Source organism: Massilia polaris, from assembly GCF_012927275.1.
In the GTDB taxonomy this organism is placed as follows: Bacteria; Pseudomonadota; Gammaproteobacteria; order Burkholderiales; family Burkholderiaceae_D; genus Telluria_A; species Telluria_A polaris.
This window is the reverse complement of record NZ_JABBGG010000001.1, coordinates 710,129-724,699: the sequence shown is the minus strand read 5'-3', so window position 1 is coordinate 724,699 and position 14,571 is coordinate 710,129. Positions and strand designations below refer to the sequence as shown.

General features: G+C 65.1%; 11 protein-coding genes. 10 read left to right on the top strand and 1 reads right to left on the bottom strand.

The window, feature by feature from the left end:
• The first annotated feature begins 15 nt into the window (after positions 1-15).
• The 7 genes from HHL21_RS03395 to leuA all read left to right on the top strand — a co-directional run bounded on the left by HHL21_RS03395 (position 16) and on the right by leuA (position 10,048).
• Positions 16-822, top strand: a complete 807-nt coding sequence (locus tag HHL21_RS03395) for a carotenoid biosynthesis protein (RefSeq protein ID WP_169463804.1) — start codon at positions 16-18, stop codon at positions 820-822.
• Complete coding sequence (locus HHL21_RS03390) at positions 819-2,159, top strand: oxygenase MpaB family protein (RefSeq protein ID WP_169463803.1); 1,341 nt, start codon at positions 819-821, stop codon at positions 2,157-2,159. Before HHL21_RS03395 ends, HHL21_RS03390 begins: the two co-directional genes overlap by 4 nt.
• Positions 2,153-5,599: a hybrid sensor histidine kinase/response regulator gene (locus HHL21_RS03385; protein ID WP_169463802.1), complete on the top strand. Its 3,447-nt coding sequence runs from the start codon at positions 2,153-2,155 to the stop codon at positions 5,597-5,599. Before HHL21_RS03390 ends, HHL21_RS03385 begins: the two co-directional genes overlap by 7 nt.
• Complete coding sequence (locus HHL21_RS03380) at positions 5,599-6,510, top strand: diguanylate cyclase (protein WP_169463801.1); 912 nt, start codon at positions 5,599-5,601, stop codon at positions 6,508-6,510. Before HHL21_RS03385 ends, HHL21_RS03380 begins: the two co-directional genes overlap by 1 nt.
• Positions 6,511-6,570: 60 nt before the next feature.
• The gene (locus HHL21_RS03375) at positions 6,571-7,431 is read left to right on the top strand and encodes an EamA family transporter (protein WP_206085530.1); all 861 of its coding nucleotides are present in this window, start codon (positions 6,571-6,573) and stop codon (positions 7,429-7,431) included.
• An 11-nt stretch (positions 7,432-7,442) separates the two neighbouring features.
• Positions 7,443-8,015, top strand: a complete 573-nt coding sequence (locus tag HHL21_RS03370; protein ID WP_169463800.1) for a M23 family metallopeptidase — start codon at positions 7,443-7,445, stop codon at positions 8,013-8,015.
• A gap of 341 nt (positions 8,016-8,356) precedes the next feature.
• Positions 8,357-10,048, top strand: a complete 1,692-nt coding sequence (gene leuA, locus HHL21_RS03365) for a 2-isopropylmalate synthase (protein ID WP_169463931.1) — start codon at positions 8,357-8,359, stop codon at positions 10,046-10,048.
• A gap of 6 nt (positions 10,049-10,054) precedes the next feature.
• Here the strand turns inward: leuA and HHL21_RS03360 are convergent, their stop codons facing one another.
• The gene (locus HHL21_RS03360; RefSeq protein ID WP_169463799.1) at positions 10,055-11,182 is read right to left on the bottom strand and encodes a branched-chain amino acid ABC transporter substrate-binding protein; all 1,128 of its coding nucleotides are present in this window, start codon (positions 11,180-11,182) and stop codon (positions 10,055-10,057) included.
• A 304-nt stretch (positions 11,183-11,486) separates the two neighbouring features.
• Between HHL21_RS03360 and HHL21_RS03355 the strand changes: the two genes are divergently transcribed.
• From HHL21_RS03355 to HHL21_RS03345, 3 genes are all read left to right on the top strand, one after another.
• Positions 11,487-12,461 (top strand): tripartite tricarboxylate transporter substrate binding protein BugD, encoded by a 975-nt coding sequence (locus HHL21_RS03355; RefSeq protein ID WP_169463798.1) that lies wholly within the window; start codon positions 11,487-11,489, stop codon positions 12,459-12,461.
• A 97-nt stretch (positions 12,462-12,558) separates the two neighbouring features.
• On the top strand, positions 12,559-13,020 hold the full coding sequence (locus HHL21_RS03350) for a tripartite tricarboxylate transporter TctB family protein (protein ID WP_169463797.1): 462 nt from the start codon (positions 12,559-12,561) through the stop codon (positions 13,018-13,020).
• A gap of 10 nt (positions 13,021-13,030) precedes the next feature.
• A complete protein-coding gene (locus HHL21_RS03345) occupies positions 13,031-14,533 on the top strand; it encodes a tripartite tricarboxylate transporter permease (protein ID WP_169463796.1) in 1,503 nt (500 codons plus the stop codon).
• Positions 14,534-14,571 lie beyond the last annotated feature (38 nt).

The following is a 14,571-nucleotide window of genomic DNA, read 5'->3' as shown; positions in this document are numbered from 1 at the left end:
ACATAGCCTGCCCTCATGACAAATCACCTGCCCCGCATTACGATCGCCCTCCTGCTTGCCTTCCTCGCTGCGATGCTGATGCGAGGCCAGGCCGAGACGACGCAACTGCTGATCGCCAGTTCGGTGCTGATGTTCGCATGCTGCTGGGCGAGCGCGATCCACCTGCTGGGCGCCCGCGCCGCGCTCCGCTTCGTCGTGATCGGCGTGGCGGCCGGCTGGATCGCCGAGCAGCTGGGTTCGTCCTACGGCTGGTTTTTCGGCAGCTACACGTACACCGATGTGCTGGGACCGCGACTGGGCGACGTCCCGGCAGTGATCCCGCTGATGTGGTTCGCGCTGTGCTACGTTGCCTACATCATCAGCAACCTGATGGTCTGGCAGGCGCCCTCCGACGGCGCCGCCCCGCTCATGCAGGCGATTGCGATGTCGCTGCTGGCCGCGATGGTCGTCACTGCCTACGACCTCGGCGCCGACCCGTACATGGTCTACAAGCTGAAGGCGTGGATCATGACCGAGACCGACGGCTGGTGGTTCGGCGAAACCGTGCAGGGATTCGCCGGCTGGGCGTTCGTATCCTTTGTCATCGTGCTCGCCTTCCGCCTCAGCCTGCGCGGACGCGCTCCGCTGGCGGCGCGGCCGGTGGCGCGCCGCCATGCGCTGGTTCCTCTGGCCATTTACGGCGGCAGCATGCTGTTCCAAATGGTCGAGGGCTACCCGGTCGAGACGCGCACGATCGCGCTGTTCGCGATGGGAATTCCCCTGCTGGCGGCGCTGTGCGGCTTCGTGCGCTGGCAGGCGCCGGCATCGCAGGTGAGCGCATGAAGCCCGCCAGCCTGCGCGCCGATCCGCTGGCTGACGACACCATCGCCCGCATCCTCGGCCCCGCTACCGAGGCGCCAATTGACATCCTCGCCATCGTCAACCGCCAGCTCGCGCAGTGGCAGTCCAACGGCGCGCTGGCGGACTGGAAGGCCGGGCCGGATGTCGCTGCCCCGATTGCCGCCGCGCTGGAAGACTACGTCAGCGCCGCACTGAAATTGCCTGGCTGGGCCGACGATGCGAAGATAGCGCGCGCCGAAACGCTGTTCATGGACATGAGCATGACGTCGTGCACCCTGCTGTTCTGCGCCAGCCTGCCCGAATGCTATGTGGTCCCCGAACTGGCCGGCGTCCTGCACGCCGCCGGGCAGCTGGAGCAGCACACCGATTACCGCATCCGCTCCACTGCCGCGATGGTCTTCCCGGTGATGATGCACGGCGGCCTGCTTGGCGCCGGCGGCGGCGTCGCACAGGCGATCAAGGTGCGCCTGATCCACGCCACGATCCGCCACCTGATGCTTCGCGGCGACCCCGCCGCCGCCCGCGACTACGCAGTGGTTACGCCGCAGCCTCCGCAAGGGGAGGGCCTGCACCACACCTTGCTGGCGAATGGCTGGGACGTCGGGCGCAACGGCCTGCCCTGCAACCAGGATGAACTGGCTTATACACTGCTCACCTTCGGCTATGTGTTCCTGCGCGGCTTGCGCCGGCTCGGCATCGGTCTCCCCGAGGCCGACGAAGAGGCCTACCTGCACACCTGGAACGTCCTCGGCCACCTGATCGGGATCGAGCGCGCGCTGATGCCCGAGACGATGGCGGAGGCCGAGGCCATGTTTGGCGCCATCCAGGCGCGCGCCCGCGGTGCATCGTTCCTGCCCGACCCGCGCCCCGCGCTCGGCGCAGCGCTGATGCAAACGATGGAGAACGAGATTCCGCTGGCGCTTTGCAAACCCTTCCCGGTGCTGATGACGCGCTTCCTGTGCGGGCCCGATGCCGCGCAGGCGCTGGCCCTCACAGCGCGGGTCTCGTGGCCGTCAAGCGCGCTGTTTGCTGTGACAATGGGCGCGGTCCGCGTGATCGACAGCGTCGTACGCCTGGCGCTGCCGCAGTTTTCGATCGCGCGCCTGGTGACCCGGATAGCCGGCCACCGCTTCGCCGCAAAGGTGCTGATGGACCAGACGCGCCCCCTCAAGCTGCCGGCCGCGCTGCTGAACCAGGTCGGAAGCGTGCTCGAGACCTGGCAGGCGGATCCCAGCGCGCCAGGCTGGATGAACGCGCTGGAACGGCGGCTGACCGGCCGCCGCAAACAAAACCCTTCACCCGGACCGATCAAATGCTGACGCTGCTGCGCCTTGCGCTCCTCCTGCTGGTGCTGATACCAGGCCTGTCGCTGGCGGCGCCCGGCCCGCTGGTACTGGAAGACCGCCTCGGGCGGGTAGACGCATGGCCGGCGGTAACGGTGCTGAGCGACCCTGGCGGCACGCTGCGCGCCGAAGAGGCACTCGCGGCCGCGGCGAAATTCGCGGCGCCCACTTCCGCGTATGCCACGCTCGGCGTGCACAAGGACGTTGTCTGGTTGCGCATCCCCATTGCGCTGTCGGCTACAAGCGGCGCCGACTGGATCCTCGACATCGACTACGCCGTCATCAACCGGGTCGACGTGTTCGTCGTCACCGATGGCCAGGTGAAGCGCCACCCGGCGCTCGGCAACCTGCAGCCGGTGCAAGCGAACGCACGCGGCGGGCGCGCGCCTGCTGTCCTGCTGCCGCTCAAGCCCGGCCAGCAGCAACTGATCCTGCTGCGCATCGAGAACGTGGGTTCGATGATCCTGCCGATCCGCCTGTCCAAACCGGGCCCGTTCCACGCCGATGCGCTCAACGAGCAGATGTTGCAAGGGTTGCTGATTGGCCTGAGCGTCTGCCTGCTGCTGTATAGCGTGGCGCAGTGGATCAACCTGCGCGAGCCGCTATTCGGCAAGTACGCATTGCTGATCGGCGGCACCACGATGTTCTCGGTCGAATTCTTCGGCCTGGGCAGCCAGTACATCTGGAAGGAAAACGCGTGGATGAACTTGCACGCGGGCGGCTTGTTTGCGCTGATGGCCTCCTGCGGCGCCTACCTGTTCGTCGAACAGGCGCTGGCCCGTCCGGGCACCGACCGCCTGTTCAGCCGCCTGATGAAGACCGGTGCAGTGCTGTGCGTCGTGAGCGCGCTTGCCTATGCGCTCGACGTGATCAGCGTCGAGACCCTGGTCGCCATCGTCAGCACGCTCGGCCTGATGCCGATGCTGCTCGGCCTTCCCGGTGCATTCAAGCGCGCGCGAAGCGGCGATGCCGTCGGCACCTACTTCCTGGCCGGGTGGGCGGTCGCCTTCGCATCATCGGTGATCCTCAGCCAGGTCATCAACGGCGCGGTCCCGGCCAACTTCTGGACCATGCACGCCCTCCAGTTCGGAAACCTGTTCGACATGCTGGTGTTCATGCGGATCCTTGCCCTGCGCACCAGGCAGATGCAGGATGCGATGCTGCGCGCCGAAGCCGCCACCCGCATGAAGTCCGACTTCCTCGCCAACATGAGCCATGAAATCCGCACGCCGCTCAACGCGATCATCGGCATGAGCCGGTTGTCGCTGATGGCGGACCCGCAGCCGAAACTGCGCAACTACCTGAGCAAGATCCTCGGATCGGGCGAGCACCTGCTCGGCGTCCTGAACGACATCCTCGACTTCTCCAAGATCGAGGCGGGCAAGCTGAAGCTGGAAGCGGTGCCGTTCGATCTCGACGAAATGCTGGAGCACCTGTCCGGCGTGACCGCCATCAAGGCTGGCGCGAAGCCGGTCGAACTGGTGTTCCGCGTGGAGCGCGGCGTGCCAACCCGGCTGGTAGGCGACCCGCTGCGCATCGGCCAGGTGCTGATCAACCTGACCAGCAACGCGGTCAAGTTCACCGAGCATGGCGAGATCGTGGTGGCGGTCGACACGGTCGAACGCTGCGGCGGCGCGCTCACGCTGCGCTTCAGCGTCACCGACACCGGCATCGGCATGAACAAGGAGCAGCTGGCGCAGCTGTTCCAGTCGTTCAACCAGGCCGACAACTCGATCACGCGCCGCTACGGCGGCACTGGCCTCGGCCTGAGCATCTCGAAGCAGCTGGTCGAGCTGCTGGGCGGCGCCATCGAAGCGACCAGCACGCCCGGCGCCGGCAGCCGCTTCACGTTCACGGTGCAACTCGGGATCGGCGACCCTGATGCCGCCGCCGTTACGCTATCGGCAGCGGCGCTGCACCAGGCCCGCGTGATGGTGGTGGACGACAGCGCCACGTCGCGCGACGCGCTGGTCGAAATGCTGGCGTCCTTCGGCGTCACCGCGCACGCCGCCAGCTCCGGCGAGCAGTCGCTGGCGATGCTGGCGCGCGCGGTCGATACGGGCGAGCCGTACCAGGTCGTGCTGATGGATTACATGATGCCGGGATGGGACGGCGTCGAAACCATCCGCCGTATCCATGCGGATGTGCGCTTCCCCGCACCGCCGGCCATCCTGATGGTCAGCGCCTCGTCGCGCGAGACTGTATTGCAGAACGAGGGCGACGTTCCGCTGCACGCCTTCCTCACCAAACCGGTCGGCCCCGCCCTGCTCTATCACAGCCTTTTCCAGGTGCTGCATCCGGAACTTGCGGTACCGCAGCGCGACGCAGGCGAGCTGGCGCAGCACAATGCGCCAGGTATCCAGCTGCCGGACCTGGCGCGCCTCGATGGCGCGCGCATCCTGCTGGTGGAAGACAATGCCAACAACCGCGAGGTGGCGCTGGACTTCCTGGCCTCGGCGCGCATGCAGGTCGACGTCGCCGTCCACGGCGGCGAAGCCGTGCAGATGGCGCAGGAAGCCGATTACGACCTGGTCCTGATGGACATCCAGATGCAGGAAGTGGACGGGCTGACGGCAGCGCGCCGCATCCGCGCCATCAAGCGCCTGCAGCACGTGCCGATCGTCGCGATGACGGCGCACGCCATGGCGGGCGACCGCGAGAAGAGCCTGGATGCGGGGATGAACGACCATGTCACCAAGCCGATCGACCCGGCGCTGCTGTTCCGCACACTGCTCAATTGGATCGATCCCGCGCGCCTGGCCGGCCGCCAGCTGCCGCCGCCGTCGATTCCCGGCGCGGCCCAGGATGATGCCGCCGCGCTGCCTGCCATCAGCGGCGTGGACTGGCGGCAGGCGCTTGCCAATGTCGACGGCCAGCACAGCCGCCTGCACAAGCGCATCCGCGGCTTCCTGCTGGAGTACCGGGACGCGCCGCCCACCTTGCGCGATGCGCTGGCGGGCACGCATTACGGCGCCATCGAAAGCCTGACGCACAACCTGAAGTCGAGCGCGTTCTACCTTGGCGCGTCGGGATTGTCCGCGCTGGCCAACACGGTCGAACTGGAACTGCGCGCCGGACGATTCGAACGCATCGACGCGCTGGTGACAGAACTGAGGGAGAGCCTCGAAACGGTGCTTGGCGGCCTCGGACAAATTGAAGCGCCGGTGGTCGCGAGCCGCTACGCCGCGGCGGACGGCCGCAGGCTGGTCGATCGCCTCGAGAATTTGCTGAAATCGGAAGACGCGCGCGCCGAGGACGCGCTGCACGAGCTTCAAACCCTGCTCGCCGGCTCGCGCCACGCTGGCGTGCTGGCGGCGGTCCAGCGCGCGGTCGACGACATCGAATATCATGCGGCACTGGTCCCGCTGGCCGAACTGGCGCAGGCGCTCGACATGGACTTGAAAGAAAACGCTTGATGAGCTTCGACGACATGCAGAAGGTCCTGGTTGCCGACGACGACGCGATCAACCGGATGGTGCTCGGCGAACTGCTCAAGCCGGAATACACGGTCATCCTCGCCAAAAACGGCGCCCAGACGCTCGAACGCGCCGCGCGCCATGCGCCCGACCTGATCCTGCTCGACCTCATGATGCCCGACATGGACGGCTACGAAACGCTGCGCCAGCTGCGCGCCGACCCGCAGACGGCGCACATTGCGGTCATCTTCATTTCGGGACTCGACCGCCCCGAAGACGAGGCGAACGGCCTGCGCATGGGCGTGGCCGACTACATCGCCAAGCCGTTCAATGCGACCGTCGTCATGGCGCGTGTCGCGCTGCACCTGCAAGTGGTGCGCCAGCGGCGCATGCTGGAAAGACTGGCGCACGTCGACGGCCTGACCGAACTGGCCAACCGCCGCCGTTTCGATGAAGTGTACGAAGCGGAATGGCTGCGCGCTTCGCGCAGCAAGCGTCCGCTGTCGCTGGCCCTGCTCGATATCGACGGCTTCAAGCTGTACAACGATCATTACGGCCACCCCGCCGGCGACCGCGCATTAAGGGCCGTCGCGCGCACCGCCAGCAACGGCATGCGCAGGCCGGCCGACCTGGCCGCGCGTTACGGCGGTGAAGAACTGGTGCTGCTGATGCCGGACACCGACGCCGCGCAGGCGCAGCAAGTGGTCTGCGCGATCTGCAGCGAGATCGCGCAGCTGATGATCGAGCACGCCGCGTCGACGGTGGCCCCGGTGCTGACGGTCAGCGTTGGCGGCGCCACCCTCCACGAACACGGCTCTGAAACCGCCTCCGCCATGTTCGAAGCGGCCGATGCGCACCTGTACCAGGCCAAGCAGGCCGGGCGCAACCGCATCGTCTGGCGACAAGGGTAGCGTCACTTATAATGTTTCTGCAGAAGCTGTTCCCAAACAATCTCCAGAAAGCACTTCCCCTTGCTTCAATCAGACCGTGACGGCGTGTTGCTGCCGTCCCTCGCACTATTCGGCGGCCAGATCTCCGTCAATCTCGGCGCCGCGATCGCCAAGAATCTGTTCCCGCTGATCGGCGTCGAAGGCATCACCGCGTTCCGCGTCGGCTTTTCCGCACTGTTGCTGCTGGCGATATTCCGTCCCTGGCGTTCGCCGATCACCAAACGCGACGCCGTCAACCTGCTGATCTACGGCACGGTGCTGGGCATGATGAACCTGCTGATCTACCGCGCGTTCGACCGTATCCCGATAGGCATCGCGGTGGCGATCGAAGTCACCGGGCCGCTGAGCGTGGCGTTGCTGTCGTCGCGCCGGCCGCGCGACTTCGCTTCCTGCGCGCTGGCCATCTTCGGACTCTACCTGCTGCTGCCATTCGACGGCGGCCCCGGGCAGCTCGATCCCGCCGGCATCGCGTATGCGTTTGGCGCGGCGCTGTGCTGGGCGCTGTATATCGTGTTCGGCAAGCGCGCGTCGGCGTTGCGGGGCGGCCAGGGGGTCGCGTGGGGCATGCTGGTCGCTTCCTTGTTCACCGTACCGCTTGGCATCGCCTGCTCCGGCGCCGCCATGCTCGCCCCTGCCATTGTGCTGACCGGCATTGCCATCGCGGTACTGTCCAGCGCCATTCCGTACACGCTGGAGGTGATCGCCCTGCGTGGCTTGTCGCAGGGCCTGTTCGGCATGCTGAGCAGCGCGGCGCCGGCGGTCAGCGCCTTGGCCGGGTTCCTCATCCTCGGTGAGATGCTGACAGCAAGCCAATGGATCGCGATCGCCTGCATCGTGCTGGCGTCGGCCACCAGCGCCTGGTCGGCCCGGATCAGGAACTGAAAATTCAAGCCATGCGTGCCATCGTCCGAATCCTGCTGTTGGGTGTGTTGCTGGTGGTGGCGTATGCGCTGGTCGGTCCTTACGTCGACGACGCCATTTACGCGATCCGGCTGGCCTCGATGCCGGCGCCGGACTCCGTCAGCGTGCCAGTGCGGGGCGTCACGCCGAAGAAACTCACGGACACCTGGCAAGCCGCACGAAGCGGCGGGCGCAAGCACGAAGGCATCGACATTTTCGCGCCGCGCGGTACGCCGGTGCACTCGGCGACCGAAGGCATCGTAATGCGGGTCGGAAACAACCGGCTGGGCGGGCAAGTCGTCTGGGTGCTCGGCCCGGGCGGCCAGCGCCATTACTATGCCCACCTGGACCGCTTTGCGGACGTGGCGCGCGGCTTGCGGGTCAGGACGGGCACCGTGATTGGCTACGTCGGCAATACGGGCAATGCCGCGGGAACGCCGCCGCACCTGCACTACGGAATCTACGAAGCGGGCGGCGCGATCAATCCCTACCCGGTGTTGCGCATCGAGGAAGGAAGCAGCCAGTCGGGCAAGGGAATGCTTGACACGAGCGCGACTCTTCCTTAAAGTCAACGCCATGTCCTTCCAACTGCATCTGTCGACTTCCCTGCCGCATGCCAGCGTCCTATCGCTAGCAGGCCTGCTACTACGCGCTTAATTGCCGCCGTTTGCGTCCGGCCCTGCCGGTCTCCCAGTAGTTTCAGGAAAGTTGTTCCGATGTCTGCCACCTTCGAATTCACCCCGTCGTTCCCTTGCTCCGCACCGTCCGCGGTTGCCGGTGTTCGTACGTGCGCGCTGCTGCTAAAGCTACCGATCGGTTGCCGGGCCTAGCGTTACGTGGCCCGTCCGGCAGCCTCCCGCCACAGCGCGCCGTCCCGGCACCCGTACCGTAGTCACAGGAGCAAGCAATCATGTTGAACAATCCAGCCAGCAAATACCGTCCCTTCCCTGCCGTCCAGCTCGCCAACCGTCAATGGCCGTCGAACACCATCACCCGCCCGCCAATCTGGATGAGCACCGACCTGCGCGACGGCAACCAGGCGCTGATCGAGCCGATGAGCCCGGAAAAGAAGCTGCGCTTCTTCGAGATGCTGGTCAAAATCGGCCTGAAGGAGATTGAAGTCGGTTTCCCGTCGGCCTCGCAGACCGACTTCGATTTTGTGCGCATGCTGATCGACGAGAAGCGCATTCCGGACGACGTCACCATCATCGTGCTGACCCAGGCGCGCGAGGAGCTGATCCGCCGCACGGTGGACTCGGCGGCCGGCGCGAAACGCGCGATTGTGCACATCTATAACTCGGTGGCGCCGGTGTTCCGCCGTGTCGTATTCGGCATGTCGCGCGAGGACATCGTGCAGATCGCGGTCAATGGCACGCAACTGGTCAAGCAGCTCGTCGCGGCCCATCCGGAAACCGACTGGGGCCTCGAATACTCGCCGGAGTCGTTCTCCACCACCGAGCTCGATTTCTCGAAGCAGATCGTCGACGCGGTGAGCGCGGTGTGGCAGCCGACGCCGCAGAAGCCGATGATCGTCAACCTCCCCTCCACTGTCGAAGCCAGCACGCCCAACGTCTACGCCGACCAGATCGAGTGGATGTGCCGCCACCTCGAACGGCGCGAGTCGCTGGTCATCAGCGTGCACCCGCACAATGACCGCGGCACCGCGGTAGCGGCAGCCGAACTGGCCGTGATGGCCGGCGCCGACCGCGTCGAAGGCTGCCTGTTCGGCAACGGCGAGCGTACCGGCAACGTCGACCTCGTCACCCTGGCGATGAACCTGTACACGCAGGGCGTGCACCCGGGACTCGATTTCTCCGACATCGATGCGGTGCGCCAGCTGGTCGAGGAATGCAATGAACTGCCGGTGCATCCGCGCCACCCGTACGCGGGCGAACTGGTGTACACGGCGTTCTCAGGGTCGCACCAGGACGCGATCAAGAAGGGTTTCGCACAGCAGCAGGCCGGCGGGATCTGGGAAGTGCCTTACCTGCCGATCGACCCCGCCGACCTCGGCCGCAACTATGACGCCGTCATCCGCGTGAACAGCCAGTCCGGCAAGGGCGGCATCGCTTACCTGCTCGAGCAGGAATATGGACTGGAATTGCCGCGCCGCCTGCAGATCGAGTTCTCGCGCGTGGTGCAGGGCCAGGCCGACGCAAGCGGCCGGGAAATCGCCGCCGCCGGCATCCACGCGCTGTTCTCGCGCGAATACCTCGAGCACGATGGGCCGTACAGCTACGTCTCGCATTCGATGACGGAGAACAGCGGCGCTGGCGAACGTGTGAAGGTGGAGGTGGCGGTCATCGACAACCATCTGCGCCGCACCATGCCTGGGTCGGGCAACGGTCCGATCGATGCATTCGTGAATGCGCTCGGCATCGATATCCAGCTGATGGATTACCACGAGCATGCGATCGGCTCGGGCGCGGACGCGCGCGCGGCCTGTTATGTCGAACTGCGTGTCGCCAACGGCCCGACCTTGTTCGGTGCGGGCATCGACAGCAATATCGTGACGGCCTCGTTCAAGGCGGTACTGTCGGCGGTGAACCGGCAACTGGCGGCCACGCAACAAAGCGTGGCACCGGCGCTGGCCGCATAAGCGTCCTTATTTGGTCACCGCCAGCATGGTGCGGTGGCCGGATTTGAACGTGTAGAGGGTCAGCGTGCCGTCGCGGATGTCGCCCTTCTCATCGAAAGCGACAGTGCCGGTCACGCCCTTGTAGCGGATCTTCGCCAGTTCCGGCAGGTATTTTGCCGGCGCGGTGGAGCCCGCCTTCGTCATGGCATCGGCAAAGGTCATCACCGCGTCGTAGGCATACGGCGCGTTGATCTGCACCTCGATGCCGAAACGCTTCTTGTAGTCGGCGCGGAACTTGTCCAGCGCCGGCTTGCCGGCAGCTTCGACCCCGCCCGCTTCAGCGCAGACGACCTGGCCATCGGCCATGGCGCCGCCCGACAGCTTGGCGATTTCGTCGGAGCAGATCCCGTCGCCGCCCATCATCTTCGCATTCACGCCGAGTGTCTTCATCTGGCGCAGCATTGGGCCGGCGACCGCGTTCATGCCGCCGAAGAACACCAGGTCCGGCTTGGTGGCGCGGATCTTGGTCAGGATCGCGGTGAAGTCGGTCGCCTTGTCGTGGGTGAACTCCTTGGCCACCACCGTGGCGCCGCCCTGCTGCTGCAAGCCCCTGGCGAACTCGGTCGCCAGCCCCTGGCCGTAGGCGGTGCGATCGTCGATCACGGCGATGCGGCGCGCGCCCATCTGCCTGACCGCGTAACGTCCGAGCGCGCGGCCCAGCTGCATGTCATTGCTGACGACGCGGAAGGTCGTGTTGAAGCCCTGCTGGGTGTACTTCGGGCTGGTGCTCGAGTGCGAAATCTGCGGAATCCCCGCCGAGTAGTAAATCTTCGACGCGGGAATCGTGGTGCCCGAGGTCTGGTGTCCGACGATGGCGTTGACTTTGGCGTCGACCAGCCTGTGCGCGACGGCGGTGGCCTGCTTCGGATCGCCGGCGTCGTCTTCCGCGACCAGCTGGAAGCGCACCTTCTTGCCTCCGATCACAGGATTCCGCGCGTTGAGCGCCTCGATCGCCATGCGGGCGCCGTTCTCGGTGTCCTTGCCGAAGTAGGCCACCGGACCGGTGGTCGCGCCGACGTGGGCGATTTTGACGACTTCCTGTGCCGAGGCCACGCTGGCGATCGACAGGGCAACAACAACAAATAACTTCTTCATTCAATCCTCTTGGAAATACGTCACGGAGCCACGCCTTGCATGGCGACTCCGGAAATGTGCGATGCAGCATAATATCGCAACAAAAGAAAGCCGGTTTGCCATGCGCTGATTCTGGCCGGCGTCAAAAAAACGGCCCGAACTGCGGTTTTCCACAGTTGCACATCTATCTATTAACTGGTACAACAATCCTTGCGTGAGGCAGCGGCGGCGTTCGCTGAAAATGTTGCTGAGTCCGGCAAGCCCCTGGCCCCGCTCCACGCAATGATCCGCATACTTAAAACAGAGCTTAGAGGAAGACAACTCGATGAAACTTACACTTTTGCGTTCGGTCGCATGCCTGGCGTTGTTCGGCAGCGCATTGGCCCATGCCCAGCCCTACCCAACCAAGACCATCACGATGATCGTTCCGTTCGCCGCCGGCGGACCGACCGATACGGTTGCGCGCCTGGTGGCCCAGTCGATGGGCACCAAACTCAAGCAGCAGATCATTATCGAAAACGTCGGCGGCGCCGGCGGTACGATCGGTGCGGCACGCGTCGCCAAGGCGGCGCCGGACGGCTACACGCTGTTCCTGCACCACATCGGCCAGTCGACCGCGCCCGGCCTGTACCGCAAGCTGACCTACAATGCGATCGACAGCTTCGAGCCGATCGGCCTGATCACCGACGTGCCGATGACGCTGGTGGCGCGCAAGGACTTCCCGGCCAAGGACTTGAAGGAGTTCCTCGCCTACGTCAAAGCCAACAAGGACAAGGTTACCTATGCCAACGCAGGCGTGGGTTCGGCGTCGCACCTGTGCGGCATGTTGTTCATGACCGCGATCGGCACCGACCTGACCACCGTTCCCTACAAGGGCACCGGCCCTGCGATGAACGATTTGCTGGGCGGCCAGGTCGACTTCATGTGCGACCAGACCACCAACACCACCAGCCAGATCAAAGGCGGCAAGATCAAGGCCTATGGCGTGACCACCAAGACGCGCCTGGCTTCCATGCCCGACGTGCCGACCCTGAACGAATCCGGCCTGCCGGGCTTCGAAGTCGCGGTGTGGCACGGCCTGTATGCACCAAAAGGTACGCCGAAGCCAATCATCGACAGCCTGGCTGGCGCTTTGCAAGTGGCGCTGAAAGATCCTGTCGTCAAGCAACGCTTCGCCGACCTGGGCACCGAGCCGGTTGCTGACGCGAAGGCCCGTCCGGAAGCACTGCGCGCGCACCTGAAGTCGGAAATCGACCGCTGGGGTGCGATCATCAAGAAGGCAGGCGTGTACGCGGACTAGACCGGTCCTCGCTCACGTAACAAGCGGCACATGGCGCAGCCCCCGTTACCGGGCGCAGCACCATGAGTAAATATAAAAAGTAATAAGGGGACTCGCAGTGCCATCATTTATTCGCCATCCAAAGGACTTTTGGACCGGCATCATTTTTCTATTCTTCGGACTGGGCGCGATCGTCATCGGCCTGGATTACGAAATGGGCACAGCGGGCCGCATGGGTCCTGCCTATTTCCCCACCGTGCTCGGCGGCCTGCTGACCCTGATCGGCGCGATTGCCGTGGTGCGCTCCCTGCTGACGCCTGGTGAACCGGTCAGCAAGTTCTACATCAAGGAACTTGTCATCGTCCTGTCGGCGGTGCTGCTGTTCGGCTTCCTGATGCGCGGCGCCGGACTGGTTCCGGCCGTGCTGGTGATTGTCATGCTGAGCGCGTACGCGAGTCCCAAGTTCCGTCTCGGCCAGGCAGCGCTGCTGGCCGGCGGCCTGGCGATTTTCGCCGTGGTGGTGTTCGTCAAGCTGCTTGGCTTGCCGATGCCGATCTTTGGTCCCTGGCTTGGTGGGTGAGTAGAAAAACATGGAAATTTTAAGCAACCTTGGCCTCGGCCTCGAAACCGCATTTACCCTGACTAACCTGATGTACTGCCTGATCGGCGTGTTCGTCGGCACCGCCGTTGGCGTGCTGCCGGGCCTCGGCCCGATCGCCACCATCGCGATGCTGCTGCCGGCCACCTTCGGGCTGCCGCCGATTTCGGCGCTGATCATGCTGTCGGGTATTTACTACGGCGCCCAGTACGGCGGCTCGACCACCGCGATCCTTGTCAACCTGCCCGGGGAGTCATCCTCGGTGGTCACGGCGATCGATGGCTACCAGATGGCCCGCAACGGCAACGCCGGCAAGGCGCTGGCGACCGCGGCGCTGGCGTCGTTCTTCGCCGGCACCGTCGCCACCATCCTGCTGGCGCTGTTCGCACCGCCGCTGGCCGACCTGGCGCTCAAGTTCGGCCCGGCGGAATACTTCTCGCTGATGGTGCTCGGCCTGGTCGCCTCGGTCGTGCTGGCCAGCGGCTCGCTGCTGCATGCGATCGGCATGGTCATCCTCGGCCTGCTGCTCGGCCTGGTGGGCACCGACGTCAACTCGGGCGCCCAGCGCTATACCTTCGACATGCCGCAGCTGGCCGACGGCATCAACTTCGTGATCGTGGCGATGGGCATGTTCGGCATCGGCGAAATCATCCGCAACCTGGAACATGACGAGACCCGCAACCTGGTGATGAAGAAAGTTTCCGGGCTGATGCTGAACAAGGAAGACTTCAAGCGCATCATCGGACCGGTCCTGCGCGGCACCGGCCTCGGTTCGGCACTTGGCATCCTGCCGGGCGGCGGCGCCATGCTGGCGTCGTTCGCCGCCTACTCGCTCGAGAAGAAGGTGTCGAAGAACTCGAAGCAATTCGGCAAAGGCGCCATCGAAGGCGTTGCGGCGCCCGAAGCGGCCAACAACGCCGGTGCGCAGACCTCGTTCATCCCGATGCTGACGCTCGGCATTCCGTCCAACCCGGTGATGGCGCTGATGATCGGCGCGATGATCATCCAGGGCATCCAGCCTGGACCGGCGGTGATGACCGAACAGCCAGCCTTGTTCTGGGGCCTGATCGTGTCGATGTGGTTTGGCAACCTGTTCCTGGTGGTCCTGAACCTGCCGATGATCGGGCTGTGGGTCAAGATGATCATGGTTCCCTACCACCGCCTGTATCCGGCGATCCTGATGTTCTGCGCGATCGGCGTATTCAGCCTCAACAACGCGGAGTTCGATGTCGGGCTGATGGCCTTGTTCGGCTTGTTCGGCTACATCTGCGCCAAGCTCGACGCGGAACCAGCGCCGATGCTGCTGGGCTTCATCATCGGACCGATGATGGAGGAATACCTGCGCCGCGCGCTGCTGCTGTCGCACAGCGACCCGATGGTGTTCGTGCAGCGTCCGATCAGCGCGGTCATGCTGGGCCTGGCCGTTGCGGCGATGGCGGTGGTGCTGCTGCCTTCCTTGCGCAAGAAGCGCGAAGAAGCGTTCCACGAGGAGTAAGACCATGCCGGCGATCCTGCGGGTTCGCCGGCATGCGT